Annotated in this window: 10 protein-coding genes and 1 pseudogene; 4 read left to right on the plus strand and 7 right to left on the minus strand. The window is 65.6% G+C overall.

What is annotated here, in order from left to right; genetic code table 11:
• The first annotated feature begins 35 nt into the window (after positions 1-35).
• Positions 36-929 (plus strand): phosphoadenosine phosphosulfate reductase, encoded by an 894-nt coding sequence (locus AB0K67_RS33205; RefSeq protein ID WP_364068078.1) that lies wholly within the window; start codon positions 36-38, stop codon positions 927-929.
• Positions 930-1,092: 163 nt separating this feature from the next.
• Here AB0K67_RS33205 and AB0K67_RS33210 read toward each other — a convergent pair whose 3' ends face one another.
• The 3 genes from AB0K67_RS33210 to AB0K67_RS33220 all read right to left on the minus strand — a co-directional run bounded on the left by AB0K67_RS33210 (position 1,093) and on the right by AB0K67_RS33220 (position 3,021).
• Entirely contained in the window at positions 1,093-1,878 is a 786-nt protein-coding gene (locus tag AB0K67_RS33210; protein ID WP_364068079.1) for a hypothetical protein, read from the minus strand.
• A 136-nt stretch (positions 1,879-2,014) separates the two neighbouring features.
• Positions 2,015-2,536 carry a transposase gene (locus AB0K67_RS33215; RefSeq protein ID WP_364068080.1) on the minus strand — a complete coding sequence of 174 codons (522 nt, stop codon included), beginning with the start codon at positions 2,534-2,536 and terminating at the stop codon, positions 2,015-2,017.
• The gene (locus AB0K67_RS33220; protein ID WP_364068081.1) at positions 2,479-3,021 is read right to left on the minus strand and encodes a winged helix-turn-helix domain-containing protein; all 543 of its coding nucleotides are present in this window, start codon (positions 3,019-3,021) and stop codon (positions 2,479-2,481) included. Before AB0K67_RS33220 ends, AB0K67_RS33215 begins: the two co-directional genes overlap by 58 nt.
• A 405-nt stretch (positions 3,022-3,426) precedes the next feature.
• Here AB0K67_RS33220 and AB0K67_RS33225 point away from each other — a divergent pair, with 405 nt between their 5' ends.
• Positions 3,427-5,874 carry a DUF262 domain-containing HNH endonuclease family protein gene (locus AB0K67_RS33225; RefSeq protein WP_364068082.1) on the plus strand — a complete coding sequence of 816 codons (2,448 nt, stop codon included), beginning with the start codon at positions 3,427-3,429 and terminating at the stop codon, positions 5,872-5,874.
• A gap of 959 nt (positions 5,875-6,833) precedes the next feature.
• Positions 6,834-7,295 (plus strand): annotated as a pseudogene (locus tag AB0K67_RS33230) (HAD hydrolase-like protein); the annotation flags it as partial.
• A 140-nt stretch (positions 7,296-7,435) separates the two neighbouring features.
• Here AB0K67_RS33230 and AB0K67_RS33235 read toward each other — a convergent pair.
• The 3 genes from AB0K67_RS33235 to AB0K67_RS33245 all read right to left on the minus strand — a co-directional run bounded on the left by AB0K67_RS33235 (position 7,436) and on the right by AB0K67_RS33245 (position 10,998).
• The gene (locus AB0K67_RS33235) at positions 7,436-8,467 is read right to left on the minus strand and encodes an alpha/beta fold hydrolase (protein ID WP_364068083.1); all 1,032 of its coding nucleotides are present in this window, start codon (positions 8,465-8,467) and stop codon (positions 7,436-7,438) included.
• Complete coding sequence (locus tag AB0K67_RS33240) at positions 8,460-9,842, minus strand: amidase (RefSeq protein WP_364068084.1); 1,383 nt, start codon at positions 9,840-9,842, stop codon at positions 8,460-8,462. The genes AB0K67_RS33235 and AB0K67_RS33240 overlap by 8 nt, the downstream gene beginning before the upstream one ends.
• Positions 9,843-9,906: 64 nt before the next feature.
• On the minus strand, positions 9,907-10,998 hold the full coding sequence (locus tag AB0K67_RS33245; protein ID WP_364068085.1) for a hypothetical protein: 1,092 nt from the start codon (positions 10,996-10,998) through the stop codon (positions 9,907-9,909).
• Positions 10,999-11,308: 310 nt separating this feature from the next.
• On the opposite strand from AB0K67_RS33245, the gene AB0K67_RS33250 reads away from it, so the two are divergent.
• Positions 11,309-12,562 carry a VWA domain-containing protein gene (locus AB0K67_RS33250; protein WP_364068086.1) on the plus strand — a complete coding sequence of 418 codons (1,254 nt, stop codon included), beginning with the start codon at positions 11,309-11,311 and terminating at the stop codon, positions 12,560-12,562.
• An 80-nt stretch (positions 12,563-12,642) separates the two neighbouring features.
• Here the strand turns inward: AB0K67_RS33250 and AB0K67_RS33255 are convergent, their stop codons facing one another.
• Entirely contained in the window at positions 12,643-16,071 is a 3,429-nt protein-coding gene (locus AB0K67_RS33255) for a helicase-related protein (RefSeq protein WP_364068087.1), read from the minus strand.
• Positions 16,072-16,252: the final 181 nt, after the last annotated feature.

Consider the following 16,252-nt stretch of genomic DNA (forward strand, 5'->3'; position numbering starts at 1 on the left):
TGATGTGCTAGCGGGGGATCCATAATATCTCTCACATGTCGATCCTGCAGCGTACCCCCGGAGCCCATGGCGCCAACCCAACCGCCTCCGATCTCCAGGCCGCTTCCGGCCAGCCGAGCCTCACCTCCGTGAAGGTCGTCTCCTACGGAGGTGGCGTGCAATCAACAGCGCTGCTCGTGCTAGCGGCTCGTAGACAGATCGATTTCCAGACCTTCCTCTTCGCCAACGTGGGCGACGACAGCGAGCATCCGGCGACACTCGCCTACGTTCGTGAGATCGCCATCCCGTACGCGGCCCGAGCGGGGCTCGAAGTCCATGAGCTCAGGCGGCGCCAACGTGACGGAACCACCGAGACGCTCATGCAGCGCATGAACCGGCCGGCCACGCGATCGATCCCCATCCCAGTGCGTATGGCGAACGGGGCTCCGGGCCGGCGTAACTGCACGACGGACTTCAAAATCAAGGTGATCGGGCGGTGGCTCCGAGAGCACGGAGCCACCGCAGAGCATCCTGCTGCGGTGGGGATCGGTATATCGCTCGACGAGATCCACCGCGCCAACCGGCGCCGACGAGAGCCCCACGAGCTCATCGAGTACCCCCTTCTCGATCTTGGGCTCCGCAGGAGCGACTGCGAGCACATCATCACGGAGGCCGGCATGCCGGTGCCACCAAAAAGCTCCTGCTTCTTCTGCCCCTTTCGCACCGTCGACGAGTGGCGACACCAACGTAGGCACGAACCCGAGCTGTTCGCCCTTTCAGTGCGGCTTGAGAAGACGATCAACGAACGCCGGGCTGCGCTTGGGCGAGATTCTGTGTATCTCACGAGGTACGGTCGCCCGCTCGCGCAGGCAATCCCTGAAGACGGCTTGGCAGACAGCACCGTCGACCAGGGGGATGGTTCCTGCGACTCCGGCTGGTGCATGACCTGAATCAGCGGGACGGGGGAAGCCTAGCTTCCGTCCCCGTCCGTCGTTCCCTCCTGCCAGATGCAGAACAGAGCCGACCGCCAAGTTGGAGCACCTGAGTCAGCGCTCGGGCGGCTCGCCAGGCTCAAGGTGGAGAACTGCAAGATACTCGCTGTAGGGCATCTCTTCATCCACCCACCGGCTGCCGCCAGCGCGATCGGGGATCCACCTGCCATCGAAGAGGTACTTGTCCTCGTCGAGAACCGCGACCCTCCCCTCGGCCAGCGCTGCCGCCAGCAAGCTGGATGCCCAGCATTACGGCCGTGGAAGCCTCCCTGGCGGCGCAAATTTCCTCGTGACCGGCTGCGTGGATCTTCGCATCCGCGTCGGTGATCGGCTCGGGGACTCCTGCGAGGCCGTGCACCGCCTGACGGTGCACGGCGATCGCCTGGGCGACACCGGACGCGACGGACACAGTGGTGCTGTCAGCCCGATCCCGGGCGTGGGCCGTGAGGTGCTGGGCGACTTCGCGTGCGTGTAGTGGCCAGACGTCGGTGCGGCGAGACAGCTGGTGCTCCGCCCTTTCGATGGCGATAGCGGGCTGCGAGCCGTCCGAGCACAGCACTCTGACGAATCCTTCGAGCGCCGCTCGAACATAGCCGAGCCGCACTAGGTGCAGCTGCCACTCCGCCATCATCTCCGACCAGACGGCGTCGAAGTCGCCGCCGACGGCGCACATATCCCCATCGTCATACGACATGTCGAAGGTCACTGTGCGTAGCCCCTGGGCAAGCCGGAGCCACTTATAAGCGCTCTCCCAACCTGCCCGTTCGGCAGCCCCACCGCGTACGACAGAGGCGTGCTCCACCCAATCGGTGAGCTCACGGACGTGTTCCTCGGGCGCAGCGAGCGCGAGTGCCGCCAGCGTGCGGTAGGAGGGCAGGCAAACGCCCTCCGTGTGATTGGTGGTCATAGGGGGGAGCGTCTCACGCCTGACTGACAACACCAACCGAGCTAACCAAGTTGAACTCGTAGAGTTCGAGCGATCACCAGGGCTCGACGGCCAGGCCGGTCTTGGCTAGACAGCCCTCGATCAGGTGGAGCTGATACTAGATCTTCTTCAGCTTGCGTTTGATGATGCGGACCAGGCAGTCCACGTTGGCCGCGGTGAAGTTGGCCATGGCGCGCTTGAGCAGGGACCAGACGCCTTCGGCAGGGCTGAGCTCGGGGGCGTAGGACGGCATCTGGAACACCCGCAGCCACTGCTTGTTCTCCCGGGCAAAGTCGGCCAGCGCCGACGCCAGGCGAAGGTTGAGGTTATCCCAGCACCACACCACCGGCGCGTCCAGCCGCCGATGCACCGAGATGATCAGGTCCCGGTAGTGGTACCAGGCAAACCCCTTCGGCTCGCCCTTGCGTCGACGCCAGACCAACACCTGGTAGAACAGGCGCGAGCGATCGCCGGGGCGAAAGCACACCACGCCGGCGATGCCGACCTGACCCCCTCCCGCGCCACGCACGACCACCACCGGGCGGGCCCCGCGCGGCGCCCAGGTGCGTCCCTTGGGCGGACTCAGCCCTTGCCCCGCCTCGTCCTCGAAACAGATATAGGCGCCCAGATCCGCGGCCACGCTTTTACCTGCGGCCACACCTCGGCCTTCCGTGCCTCGATCGCCTCGGCGTCCCGTTCGGTCGCCTGGCGGACCGGGACCTGGACCGGCCAGCCGTGCCGCCGCATCAGCTTGCCCGCCCCCTGAACCGTGTATCCCACATGGAACAACCGGCCAATCACGGTCTTGATCCGCTTCAGCGTCCAGCGCTGGTCATCGGCGAACCCGTGGACCAGGGGCCCTTTGGCCAGTTCGGCCTCCAGCCGGGCCCACTGCCGGGGGCTCAGCCTCTCGCGCGAGACCGGCCCGGTCGACTTCAGTGCCTCGGTCCCGCCCTGGCGCCAGGCCCGGCGCCACCGCCGCACGCTGCTTGCCGTGATCCGCAGGTCGGCGGCGATGCCGCCGGCGCTGTCTCCGTGCGCGAACCGCTCGGCCGCCTGCAGCCGCAACCGCTCACGCCGCTGCCGCTCGGCGGGCGTGTACCCGCCCCGCTGCGCATACCTCATACTCCCGGCATACGCCAGCAACCACAAGATCACGACCCGGCGGACTCTACGAGTTCAACTCGGTTAGCGGGCACATGGGCGTATGAGCCAGCCTTCGCGCTTCCAGTTCGTCCCGGGTCACCGCCAATCCCCTTGCTATCGGGGTGATTCCTTTGACGATTAGCCGTTCCAATGTGGATGATGTTGTGGTCGCCGGCGGATCAGCTTTCACCCCGGCGTTGTGTCGACAGGGCATGGTGGAGGTGAGAGAACTGACCGCGTCTGGATGGATCGGTCCGCCCCAACCAGCCGTGGACACGTATCATCGACGTGTTCGATGATGTCCTCGTGGAGGACGGTGGCGATGACGCCTGCATGGCGTGCCATACCTAACCTGACCAACCTGTTACATTCGAAGGACGACCCATGCCCACCCAGGCCAGAGAGATATTTGAGGCGCAGAGCAAGAGCCTTCGTGAGTTGCTGTCGGACAATGGCCTCGGCCTGTACCTTCCCCCGTATCAGCGACCGTATGGCTGGGGCAGGGACAAGGTCGAGAAGCTGCTCGACGACACCCTTCATGGTTTGAAGAATCTCGGCGAGGCTCCCGACAGCTTCACCTTCCTGGGCACCGTGATTACCATCCATGACGTCAACCACGTTACGGTACAGCCGATTGTAAAGCCCGAAGTGCCGTCCAAGGTGCTCACTGTGATCGACGGGCAGCAACGTCTGTCGAGCCTGCTCCTTATGCTCGTGTGCCTTCACAATCTGATCCGCCAGCACTCATGGAAGGTCTTCAAGGGTCAGACATCCGATTTTACGGACGCTGCGCACGCCTCGCTCTACTCAGAAACCGTCGGCATCTTGCAGACCCTCAGCACTGCTTTCTACGAGCGAAAGAACTTCGGCGACGCGCCGATCTACCCCCGCTTGATCCGTGCCTTCGTCGACCAGTGGTCCAAGGATGCAAAGCTCAAACTTTATGAGTCTCCGATTGCGAATCTGATCTATACTTACTCAGTCAAGGCAGACGCGGAGCCGCCGACCGCGAAGCCGACTGACTTCAAGCCGAAGGCGCGTTCCGGTGCGGGTGAAGGCGAAGACGATCTAATCAAGCGGTTCGGCGAGATCCGTGCTGCCCTGATCAAGCTTGCTCACCTTAAAACGATTGAGGAGCTTGAGGATTTGCCGCCGCTCTCAATCTTGGCTGATAAGATCGAGTTTCAGCGTGCGCTGTTCAACCATGAACTCGATCCCGAGCTGTGCAAGTGGCTTCGTGAGCTGGAGAACGAGCCCGAGGCTGTGCTGATGCGGCTCGTGATGTTTGCCGCGTACGTCCTGAACCGCATCGCGCTGACTGTGGTGCAGGGCAAGGACGAGGACTACGCCTTTACCATCTTCGAGTCACTGAACACGACCGGTGAGCCCTTGACTGCCTTCGAGACGTTCTTGCCGCGCGTAGTGATGGCGGAAAGAGTTCAGGACTACCAGGGCTCTGACGCGCACAAGCACATGAAGGCCGTCCAGAGCTACCTCAATCGATTTGGCGTGGGAGAGAAGCTGCAAAATGCGACCCGCGAGCTGCTGGTGACGTTTGCCCTAGCAGAGACGGCCAAGAAGCTCTCGAAGCGGCTACCTGAGCAACGCGTCTACATGAAGGACACCTTCGACCGTCATAAGGATTCCGACGATGATCGCGTTGCTTACTTACGTCATCTGAGTGACACGGCGACCTTCATTGGCGCGACATGGGAGCCGGCGAAGGATGATCCTCGTCAGCTCGTCGGGCTCCCCGCCTCCGCCATGACGGACACGGTCAAGCTCTGTCTAGGGTTCTTAAAAGATCTCAACCACACGATCGCCATTGCACCCCTGGTGCGGTTCTACTCCGAGGCTGTTCATGCAGAAGAGGGTGAGGAGCGGGATAAACGAGTCGCGGAGTTTGAAACGGCTATCAAAGCGATTACCGCCTTCACGGTCTTCTGGCGAGCAACGCGACGTGGCACCGGGAACATCGACAGCCAGTATCGAGCCGTCATGGCGGGTGACTCGCTGACTGGCATGGGACCTCTCGCGCGTCAGTGGGCAGTGCCAAACTCAGAGAAGCCTGAGCCAACGGTGGACGCTGAAGCCCTGAAGAAGGAGCTCGCGGCGCGCTTGTCCAATACGGACAAGAAATACGGCGGCATCCCGAATCTTGCGTCGTTTCTGGCGGCGGCAAAAGCTCTGCCTCTCTACAAGATCAGCCGACCGCTGACACGCTTCCTTCTGCTGGCGGCCTACCACGACACCATTGAAGACCCTGAAAATCCAGGCCTTATAAAGCAGGGAAAGGCAGGGGTGGCTCCGTGCTTCACATCAGACGGCTGGTCTGATGAAACTCACTTCACGATCGAGCACATCGCTCCGCAGCAAGAGACTGGTGGATGGGATCAGGGCTTTTACAGTGAGAAGGAGACCGTTGACAAGATCGGCAACTTGGTCCTTGCACCAGGGGCCGCCAACGCGTCACTAAGTTCGCGACCATGGACTGAGAAGAAGGTGCTGTACGCGGCACTTGGTGCTACGACCACCGAGGAGGCAAAGGCCATCCTCAAGGGTTCGGGCTTCGCGTTCGCGCAGTCGACCGAGGAACTGGCCAAGATGTCTCGATACCTGCCGCACCTGCGAGCACTCGGGCAACGCGATGTGGAGTGGGACCCAGAGTTCATGGATCGGCGAGCTGATGTTCTCCTTCGACTCGCCTACGCACGGCTGAAGGACTGGCTCGGCATCGCGTGGTCGGAATCGACGACTGATCCAGTGGTCCGCCATGTCGATGACGAGGTTGAACCTGACGAAGATGACGACTCCACGCAGGCCACCGTCTGATTCGGCTCGAGATCGCATGGCAATCCACGCATCGGTTCACTTGGCGAGTCGCCGACGTGATTGGAGAAACTACGGCCTCTGAGCGTACGGCTGCCTTACAGCAGCCGTACCGCAACGCCGTCCTACACAATCACAACTCACCAGCCAGTACCTATCGACCGAGCAGAGCGGCAGGCCATCGCGAGAGGCCTGCCTTTCCTATGGATCACGTCGGGTCTTATCACTGAGTGACGTGATGTGGCCAGCCTCGGAGGGTGCGGAACATGTACGAGATGATCTTGCAAAGGACGCGGGTTGAGCGGGACGTTCACGCAGTTCACATCGGTTGAGCCAGCCGTACAGCCACCGCTCTCCTAAAGCGGGTGCCGCAGGTTCGAATCCTGCCGGGGGCACTCACCTAGATCGCCAGAAATGGCCCCTGACCTGCGGTTTCACAGCCGCAACTCTTGTGTTTCGCCACCCTCGACAGGGCAGCGGACAGCGCCCGTACGCAGCCGTACGACCATGATCAGGGGGCATATGGGGGATGATCTTGGCGCTGTTTCCCCAGGTCAAGGCTGTAATTCCGGCCGCTCCAGCCTCCGGCTACCGCTGAAACCGCCCGAGCACGCACCAGCTCATCCGCTGATCGTGCCGAATACGTGCGCAACGCAGAGCGGCCGGTGATCAGATCCGCGCCCCGCCATGCCAGGAACGGCGTGGCCGTCATCATCGACAGGCGGACGGCAGCGTGATCCTTCCATGAGATCAACGGCGTGGGATTCAAGACGCGTCGGAATAGCCGCCAACGGCGTAGCCGACAACCGGCTCGGTCAACTCCGCCGATCCGGCCTGGCTGACGTGGTCGGCGACCATGCCGCGCCAGGAGTCGGCAGGGCGTCCAGAGGACGGATGCGCGTCTCTGCCAGATGGCGGCGTAGCGGTATGGAGCCCGTCTTGCCGAGGGCGGTTGGACAGTAGGTGACGACCTCGTCGCGGACGTCGCGGGCGGTCAAGCTGCGGGCTTGCGCGGCATCTGGGTCGACCGAGGGACGTGGCCAGGGCATTTGGCAGGCCCGCACTGCGTGTCTTCCACCGAGATTGCTCGTCGGCCGCGGCAAGGGGCCGGTGTTCATCACCGAGCGGCGCGCCCCCGGATCACGCCTCGGTCGCCAGTCTGGCCCGCTACACCCGCCTATATCTTTCGACGCCCTCACCCGTTGGCAAGCCCGGTCCCCATCGCGGAGTCTGACCGGACCGAACTTCTCTCGGCGGCCCCTTTCCGCCGCATTCCGGTGGCACCCCATGGGGAGGGGACAGCGCAGCCAGGGCGATGCTGCCGCCCGCTCGGGCCGCCAGATCCATTCCATCGGCCTGGCGGCCCCACCGGCGGGCCTCACGCTCGCGTACCTCGGCGCTCAACCGGTCCAGCGGGCCGCTGAGGTCGGCCGGCTCGCTCGCGCGGACCGCCGCTCCGGATGAGCTGCTGCTCCTTCTCCGCCGGCAACCAGGCGAACTCCGGGGACACGGGGTCGAATACGGCCGGCTCGGCGGCCTCGGCCGGTCAGGAGCGGGCGGGCGCTCAGGTGGCCGGTACGGCGACGGGTGAAGGAGCGGCGAGCAGTTCCCGCACCGCGGCGTCGATGAAGGCGGCGTCTGCGGGATTGGCGCCGCCACCCGACATATGGCCCCAGATCCCCGGGATCACGCGGACTTCCCCGTTCGGGATGTGCCGGACAGCACGGACCTCGTCCTCCGGAGGGAAGTACAGGTCCTTCTCCGCGGGAAGCGCGATGAGCTTGGCCTGGATGGAGCCGAGGGCCGCTTCGATGTCACCGTCGTGTCCTGGGGTGCCCGAGACGTCGGCGTCCTGCCACGTACGGAGCATCGCGAGGAGGTTGTTGGCGTCCTGGCCGATGAAGTTGGCCTCCCAGAAGCCGATCACGAACTCCTCCCGCGACCCGAAGCCCAGCCGCCGCCACGCTTCCTCCCAGTAGAAGGCCTGGGAGAAGCCCCATCCCGCATAGATGCGGGCGAACGCCCTGATACCGGCCAACGGCGGCTCCTGATAGCGCCCGCCGTCGAAGGCCGCGTCGAGCGTGAGAGCCGCCCGCAGGCTCTCGATGAAGACCGCATTGTGCGGCGAGGTCCTCGGGGACCCGCAGTACGGCAGGGCGCGCTCGACCATGTTCGGATGGCTGACCGCCCACTGATAGGTCTGCAGGGCTCCCATAGAGCAGCCGAGGACCAGCGCCAGCCGTTCGATGCCGAAGTGCTCAGTGACCAGCCGGTGCTGCGCCCTGACGTTGTCACGGATGGTGATCGTGGGGAAGTCGGCGGCGGCGTGGGGCGGTGGGGTGTTCGACGGCGAGGAGGACAGGCCGTTGCCGAAGAGATTCGGCACGATGATGAAGTACTTCCGCGGGTCCAGCGCCTTGCCCGGACCGATGAGCCATTCGTTGGAGGTGTGGTCCCCGGCGAACCAGGTGGGGAAGAGGACGGCGTTCGTCCGGGTCGCGTTCAACTCGCCGTACGTCCGGTAGGCGAGCCTGGCCGGGTCGAGGACGGCGCCGCCGTCGAGGTGGAACGACGGCAGCTCGTAGATCTCATACATGGACTTCTCCGGTAGATGTGCAGAGTGCGGCGGTCTGAAAGAGCAGATGCTCACGGCCGGGCAGGCAGACGAGCTGAAGGCCGACGGGGAGACCGTCCACCGTTCCGGCGGTGATGCTGAGCGCGGGCAGGCCCAGCACGTTCCATGGGCTGGTCAGCGATAGGAGGGCGTCGCGTACGGCGACGGGTGTGCCGTTCACGTCCACCTCCCGCCGGCCGAGCGCCGGCGCGGTGATCGGAACGGTCGGCATCGCCAGCACGTCGTCGTGACCGAACAGCGAGCGGACCGCCTCGGCCAGTCGGCTGCGGGCCCCCATGGCGCGGGCGTAGCGCCCGCGCGACACGGTGGCGGCGGTACGCAGGCGTTCCAGCACCTCGTCGTCGAACAGGCCGGGAGCCTGCGCCATGCGCCCGGCGTGCACCTCGATCACCTCGTGGCTCTGGATCGAGAAGAACGTCTCGCGCAGATCGTCGGCGTCCTCCCGTGACAGGCGGCGCTCCGGCGCGGGCCCGGCTCCTCCCTCCAGGAACCGGCGCGTGGCGCGGACGACCCGCGGATCGCAAGGGATTACGGCACCGGGGTCGAGCCAGGCGACCCGCGGGCGCTCGGCCCCGGGTCGCCTGGGGGGAAACTGACGGTCGCCGGGCATGAGAGCGCGGTAGGCGACGAGGCAGTCCTGGGCGTCGCGCGCGAACAGCCCGACGTGGTCGAGGGTCTTCGACAGAGGGAAGACGCCGTCCGCCGGGAGCACCCCGTAGGCGGGCTTGAAACCGGTGGCCCCGGACAGCGCAGCCGGGATCCGGACCGAGCCGCCGGTGTCGGTGCCGAGCGCGAGCGGGATCATGCCCGCCGCTACGGCGACCGCGCTGCCGCCGCTGGAGCCGCCTGACATGCGGGAGACGTCGCAGGGGTTGCGCGTCGGCCCGGCGGCGGAGCGGTCGCCGGTCGGGCCGTACGCGAACTCATGAGTGTTCGTCATGCCGACGATGACGGCTCCCGCTTCGCGCAGGAGGGTCACGCAGGAGGCATCGGCATCGGCCACATGGTCGGCGAAGTGCCGCGAGCCCATGGTCGCCGGGAGGCCCTTGACCATGATGACGTCCTTGACCCCCGCCGGCATGCCGTGCAGCGGGCCCCGGTCCACGCCCCGGGACAGCTCGGCGTCGGCCTGGCGGGCGGCGGCCATCGCACCTTCGGCGTCCACGGTGATGAACGCATTGAGCAAGGGGTCGAGCGCGGCGATGGCGTCGAGGGCGTGCCTCGTGAGCTCCACCGACGTGATGCGCCCGGCGCGCAGGTCCCGCCCGAGCGCGCCGAGCGTCCACCCGGTGAAATAGCCTTCGGGCGCACGGAGGGAGCTTTCGGCTTCCAGCATGAAGTCCCTTCTCGTCATGGTGCGGCCGGTCGTGGTCGAGGCGTCGTGGGTTCGGTCATGTTTGTCAGAAACCAGGAAGCAGGTCGAGGAGCGGGATGATCGTCGCCGTGCACACGGCCATGGACGCCGTGTAGGCGACCATGGGGTGGACGTCGTCGGGCAGATGCCGGGCCAGCGCCGCGGCGAGCGGAGGAGCGATGGCGGCGCCCAGCACGGCTCCGGCGACGATCGAGGGCACGGTGCCGCCGAAGGCCAGCACCGTGGCCGGCGTTACCGAGACGATGGGAACGAAGGTCGGGTACCAGCCGGAGGCCGCCCACCGCCCGCCCCACATCAGCACCCCGCAGGCCGCGGTCAGGACCTGCGCCGCCAGCAGGTGCGGCAGCAGTCCGCTGCCGTACGCGGGTGCGGCGGGATTGAGGAGATAGTGCAGGACGCAGCCCAGCAGCAGCCCCGCTCCCGCCCACTCGTTGCCGAAGAAGTGCGCCTCGGTGAAGTCGGCCAGGATGCGGCGCGGCACCCATGACGCTCCATGCCGGACCGGTGCCGTGGACGACGGCTCGGACGACGGCTCGGATGGTGGCGGCGTCCACGGCGGTGGCAGCCAGGGCAGCCTCCGGCACAGCCAGAAGGCGCCGAGCCCGCCGACGGACATGGCCAGCGTGCTGCCGACCACGGGCGACAGGCCGAAGGGCGAGAACACCAGGTTGACCAGCACCATGGCGAGCGGCGTGATCACCGTCGCGCCGAGCAGCGCGCCGGTCACCGCTACTCGCCAGCCGGGGCCGTACACGATGACGACAGCCGGTGGCACGGACACCATCGGGGCGAACGTGGGCTGCCAGCCGTCGATTGTCCAGCCCCACAGCAGGTTGCTCAGCAGCAGCCCCAGCCCGGCGGCGACCAGCACCCACGGCCACAGCACGCCGGTGCCGCAGGCCAGGGCGAATCCCTGCCAGCGCTTCCCACGGAGGCGCGCGGTGTGCGCCAGCCAGGCCCCCGCGATCATCAGCAGGCCGCCGAACGCCGACTTGGCCAACGTGGCTTCGGTGGTGTCACCGATGATCCAGTACACGTACCAGGTCAGGTCGGTGTACCCCAGGTCCCAGGAGGTGTAGTCGGGCACGATGGCCGGCAACGCGGGCCGGATGGCCATCAGCCCGATCGCAAGCAGTGCGGCCAGGGCCGCGACCGTGGCAGCGGCGGCAAGACGGCGACCGACGGCGCTACCCGGTGCAGTGACGGTAACCATGTCAGCGCGGCGCCACGTGGCCCAGTGTGTAGCCGAGCAGCGGGTCGTACAGGTCGGTGCGCCTGTCACGGATCAGGTCGTTGAGATCGGTCCAGATCGGGGCGCTGCGTTCGGCACGTACCGGGGCAAGACGCTGCTCCCCGCAGGCACCCGTCTGGTCGTGGTGAAGGCCGACGGTTCATGGACGCTCAAGCGCCGCTGACAGGAGAACGCCGTGCACCTCACCGTCCGGCTCGACATGAGCGCCGTCCCCCAGAACAGGGACCACGACGTCACTCTGTTGTTGCAGCTCGTCGCCCCGCCTTCCTCACCTGCCGACCGGCCGCCTGTGACCGTGCAGGTCGTCCTCGATCGCAGTGGATCGATGGCCGGCGCCCGCCTCGCCGGTGCCCAGCGTGCACTGCTGGGCCTGGTGGACCGCCTCACTCCTGCCGACACCTTCGGCCTGGTCAGCTTCAGCGACACTGCCCAGGTCGAGGTGCCGGCCGGCCCGCTGGCCGACAAGGCCGCAACAAAGCGGGCGATCAACACTCTGCACCCGAGCGGATTCACCGACCTGTCCAGCGGTCTGCTCCGTGGCATGCAGGAGGTCCGTCGCGTCATCGGCGATCACGGCGCCACAGTGCTGCTCATCTCGGACGGTCACGCCAACGAGGGCATCGTCAATCACGAGCTCCTCGCGGACATCGCTCGCGACGGCCACCGGAACGGCGTCACCACGACCGCCCTCGGCTACGGCCTGGACTACGACGAACGCCTCATGGCGGCGATAGCCGACGGCGGTGCGGGAAGCTCCCTGCACGCCACCGACGCCGACAGCGCCGTCCGGCTCATCGCAGCCGAAATGGGCGTCATCATGTCCAAGGTCGTCCAGGCCGCCAGTCTCACGATCACACCGCGCATGCCCGTCCCCGGCCTCCGGCTGTACGGCGAGCTGCCGTGCACCCGCCGCACCGACGGCACCGTCGTCGCGGAACTGGGCGACTTCTACGGCGGTGAGACGCGCAAGCTGCTTCTGCACCTGCCCGTGCCCCGCATGGCGACTCTCGGTGCGATCGTCGTCGTCGAGCTCACGCTCACGTATGTGGAAAGCCGGACGCTGACGACTCGCACCGTCACCAAGCCGGTGTCGATCCGTGTCATCCCCGGAGATCGGGCGGCCGAGGTCGTGCCCGACCTCGCGGTGCGAGCCGAACGGCTCTTCCACGATGCCCAGGAAGCGAGGCTTCGTGCCGCGGACGCCTTGCTTCGTGATGACATCGACGCGGCCGAGACCCTCCTCTCCTCGGCCATCGAAGCCCTCGATCAGGGCCTGTCCTGGGTGCCGGACGCCGATGAGTTCCTGACCGAGATGGCGATCCTGCGGAGGCACGTCCGCGATATACGACATGACGGGGCCCGAGTCTCCAAGCAGGTCCGCTCCGAGTGGCACACACGCACCCGCAAACACGGCCGCCCCTACGACTGACCCGGGCCGTCTTCGTAGCCGGTGGCCACCTCCTCGAACAGTTGGACGGCGGTCGCCACGCGCCTTAGGTGGTCGCTGGTTCAGAAAGGTGCTGATCCAGCGTTCCAGGCCGCCGACCAGCTCGCGCGTACGCCGGGCGCGGCGAGGCTGCCGGCATCGACGTTGGCGAACGGGTTGGCCAGATACCGGACCTGGTCGTACTTGGGGCCTGCCTTGCTGACCGTGACCAGTGCGAGGCGGTAATGCGGAGCCGAGTTCATGCCGGTAAGGACCTCGTTGTGGGTGACGAAGAAATCTTCGGCCCCTTCAAGGCGTGCCTTGACCTCGATACGGATGGATGGACCATTATCAGATGGCAGAGATAGGACGTCGTAGCCAGGGTTGTTGAACGCCTGCTCTTGCGGCAGGCGGCCGAGCGCACGCTCTGCGGCCAGCACCGCATCGATCCCCCGCCGTTCGACGACCGCGGCCTCCTTGGCGTGCAGAGGAGCGCTCGCGGGAATCTCGGCGGCCACCATGGCCAGCGGCAGCACCAGCGCGGCGGTCATCAGCTGCGGTGGTTTGGTGGCCAGCTGGGCCTGCTGGTCAAGCAGCGCCAACCGTGCTTGCCTGCGAATCTTCAGGTCGTGCGCCTTCCGCATGAGGCTGTCGGAGCTTTCCTTCGGCTTGATGCCCGCCTGCTCTTTGCTCATGGCCGCCCTGGCCTCATCGGCAAGCCGGCGGTACTCATGGCTCAGGCGCTGGTCGACCCGCTCACGAGTCCTTTGCAGCTCGACGAGCCGGCGAACCGACACTTCGGCGAGGAAGTCCTTGAGCTGGTGACCGATGATCCACGTGCGGGCCTGTGACTCAGCCACGCTGAGCCAGGGCAACCTCGTGGCCGCGACTACAGAAGGAGTCCGCGGAGCCGGCATGCAGTCAAGATACGGTGCGGGCCCCGCCGGGCGGACCTCGCCGGCAGGATTGACAAAGGCGTAGCCGAACCTGCGCGCGATCGACTCTCCGGTGCCGTCTACGACCTCCTCCACCACTCCGACCAGAAGGGTGGGCTCCTCGACCTGTGGTGACACCAGAACGGTGCCGCGCTCAAGGCAGTGCCGCAGCTGGCCAATGGTGAGCTCGGCAACGGCGTCGTGGAGAGGATGTCCTGGGGCGAGCAGGTCGGCACGCGGCCTGCCGTCGACGTTGATGCGTTCCAAATCGAAGGTGACACGCTCGTAGCGCACGGCGACCGGCCCGTGCTTGGTGACCGCCCGGACCGCCGGCGGAACCTGGGTTATTTCGTACCGGCCGGGCTCGCGTCGCGTGAGTCGCCCACCGAGGCGCTGAAAGGCACGGCGGAACGCCCACTCGATGTAGTACGGCTGCAGCCGACGGGCTCGGGCCTCTTCCATCATCCGCTGAGTGTGCGCCAGATCGATCTCTGACATGGCGTCGTTGGCGAGTGCGCGCTCTTTGAGGAGTTCATTCAGGCCATTGGCGACCGAGTCATCGATCACCTGTTCCATCCTTGCCCGCGTCTCCGGCAGGTCGCCGTACCGGATGGCGTCGATCAGCAGTTCGCGGAGCGGCGTCTCGTCAAAGGCCGCACCGAGAACGTCGAAGACCTTGCCGCCGTAGGCTTTACGCTGCTCTTCGACCTTGTGGAGCAGCCGGGCGAATACCTCGCCCTCCCGGGTGTTTGCGGCCACGAGGTTCCATAGGCGGCAGACCTCGGTCTGGCCTATGCGGTGAATGCGGCCAAAACGCTGTTCGATGCGGTTGGGGTTCCACGGCAGGTCATAGTTGACCATGAGGTGCGCGGCTTGAAGATTGAGTCCTTCGCCGGCCGCATCGGTCGCCACCAGCACCTGGCAGGTTGGACTCTTGGTGAATTCCTCGGTGATGGCGCGCCGTTCGGCCCGGCGCATACCACCGTGGATGGTCTGCACCGTGTCGTTCCTGCCGAACACCGCGCGAATCTTGCGAGCAAGGTAGTGGAGGGTATCGCGGTGCTCGGTAAAAATGATCAGCTTGCGTGGTTTCGCTGCGCCGGGGTGGATGAGGTCGTTGTCCTCCAGAATCTTTCGCAGCTCGACCCACTTGCGATCCGTGTCAAGGTTGCGAACTCGCTGCGCGAGATGGATGAGCTGGTCGAGGTCGGCCAGCTCGGCATTGAGCTCCTCGATGGTGCGCGCCGCAGTGGCGGTGTCGATCAAGTCCTCCTCGACCTGCTCGATGTCGGCGGCGCTGCGTTCCTCCTCGTCCCAGTCGTCCAAATCGACTTGTGCGAACTCATCGGCGACGCTACGGCCGTTCAGTAGGTCGTCGCGGCGGCGCCTCAGCCGGTCCGCACGTCGGACCAGAGACTGATGGATCGCTTCCGGGCTTGACGCCAGACGCCGTTGCAGCACCGTGAGCGCGAATCCGACGGTGTTGCGGCGCTTGTCATCCAGCCGCGCGGCCCGGTTCATTCCTTCGCGCACGTACTCGGTGACGCACTGATAAAGGTGCTGCTCGTCGGCAGTGAGCTGATAAGGGACCGTCTGGGCGATCCGCTCAGGGAAGAGGGGTTTGCCGTCGAAAGTGAGCAGGTCCTCCTTGACCATACGACGCATGAGTCCCATGGTGTCGGCGTTGTGGATACCCGACTTGAACCGGCCCTCAAAGCCGTCGCGCTCGAGCAAGGTGAGGAACAACTGGAAATCCTCTTCCTTGCCTGCGTGCGGGGTGGCGGTCATCAGGAGCAGGTGACGGGTGTGGTCACGCAAGGTTTCGCCGAGTTGGAACCGGCGAGTCTTGTTCAGCTTGCCGGCGAAGTAGTGCGCGCCCATCCGGTGGGCCTCGTCGACGATAACGAGATCGAACTCGGCCTCATCGAGCTGCGCGAACATACTGTCGTTCCGGGCCAGCTGGTCCATCCTCGCGATGAGGAGCGGGTATTGCTCGAAAACGTTTTGCCCGAACGCGCCGTCCACCATTGCTGGGGAGAGAATGTCGAAACGCAGCCCGAACTTGAAGTAGAGCTCGTCCTGCCACTGCTCCACCAACCCGCCAGGGGCCACGATCAGACACCGCTTGACGTCGTCACGGAGGAGCAATTCCTTCACGTACAGGCCCGCCATGATTGTTTTGCCGGCGCCCGGGTCGTCGGCGAGAAGGAAGCGCAGCGGTGTGCGGTCCAGCATCTCGCCATAGACGGCCCGAATCTGGTGTGGCAATGGCTGTACGTCGCTGGTCGCCACGGCGAGCATCGGATCGAACAGCCCGGCTAGGGAGATCCGCTGTGTCTCAGCGGCCAGCCGAAAGTCTTCGGCATCGGCGTCGAACGGACGGCTGCCGGAATCAGACAGGCTGAGCCTGCTTTCATCCGAGCGGAAGAGCACTTGCTGACGCAGCCCTCCGTCCAGGGTCTTGTAGGTCAGCTCCAGAGCGTCGGAGCCGTGCCACTGTGCGGCGATCACCAGAACGGACTCGCCAGGCATGACTCCGGCTACCCGCACACCGGAACAGAGATCCTCAAGCCGCACCGGCTACCTCCAGAGTGTCAGGCGTCCGGCCTCATCGGCGAACGCCGGGTGAGCCGTCTAAGGCTATTCCTCCATAGGAGGTAGGTGCTTTACCATCACGTACTCTGATGTCCATCCATCACTTAACGAGGCATGAATAAAACAGATCGCACAGAGATACGGCGCCTCGTAGCGGACTTCC

It is taken from the genome of Nonomuraea sp. NPDC052634, from assembly GCF_040678535.1.
GTDB classification, from domain to species: Bacteria; Actinomycetota; Actinomycetes; order Streptosporangiales; family Streptosporangiaceae; genus Nonomuraea; species Nonomuraea fastidiosa.

Excerpts from the sequence above, each read along its gene's own strand:
- AB0K67_RS33235 (WP_364068083.1), bottom strand. The coding sequence starts at position 8,467 with ATGTATGAGATCTACGAGCTGCCGTCGTTCCACCTCGACGGCGGCGCC.
- AB0K67_RS33225 (WP_364068082.1), top strand. The coding sequence starts at position 3,427 with ATGCCCACCCAGGCCAGAGAGATATTTGAGGCGCAGAGCAAGAGCCTT.
- AB0K67_RS33220 (WP_364068081.1), bottom strand. The coding sequence starts at position 3,021 with ATGAGGTATGCGCAGCGGGGCGGGTACACGCCCGCCGAGCGGCAGCGG.
- AB0K67_RS33240 (WP_364068084.1), bottom strand. The coding sequence starts at position 9,842 with ATGCTGGAAGCCGAAAGCTCCCTCCGTGCGCCCGAAGGCTATTTCACC.
- AB0K67_RS33205 (WP_364068078.1), top strand. The coding sequence starts at position 36 with ATGTCGATCCTGCAGCGTACCCCCGGAGCCCATGGCGCCAACCCAACC.
- AB0K67_RS33245 (WP_364068085.1), bottom strand. The coding sequence starts at position 10,998 with ATGGCCATCCGGCCCGCGTTGCCGGCCATCGTGCCCGACTACACCTCC.
- AB0K67_RS33210 (WP_364068079.1), bottom strand. The coding sequence starts at position 1,878 with ATGACCACCAATCACACGGAGGGCGTTTGCCTGCCCTCCTACCGCACG.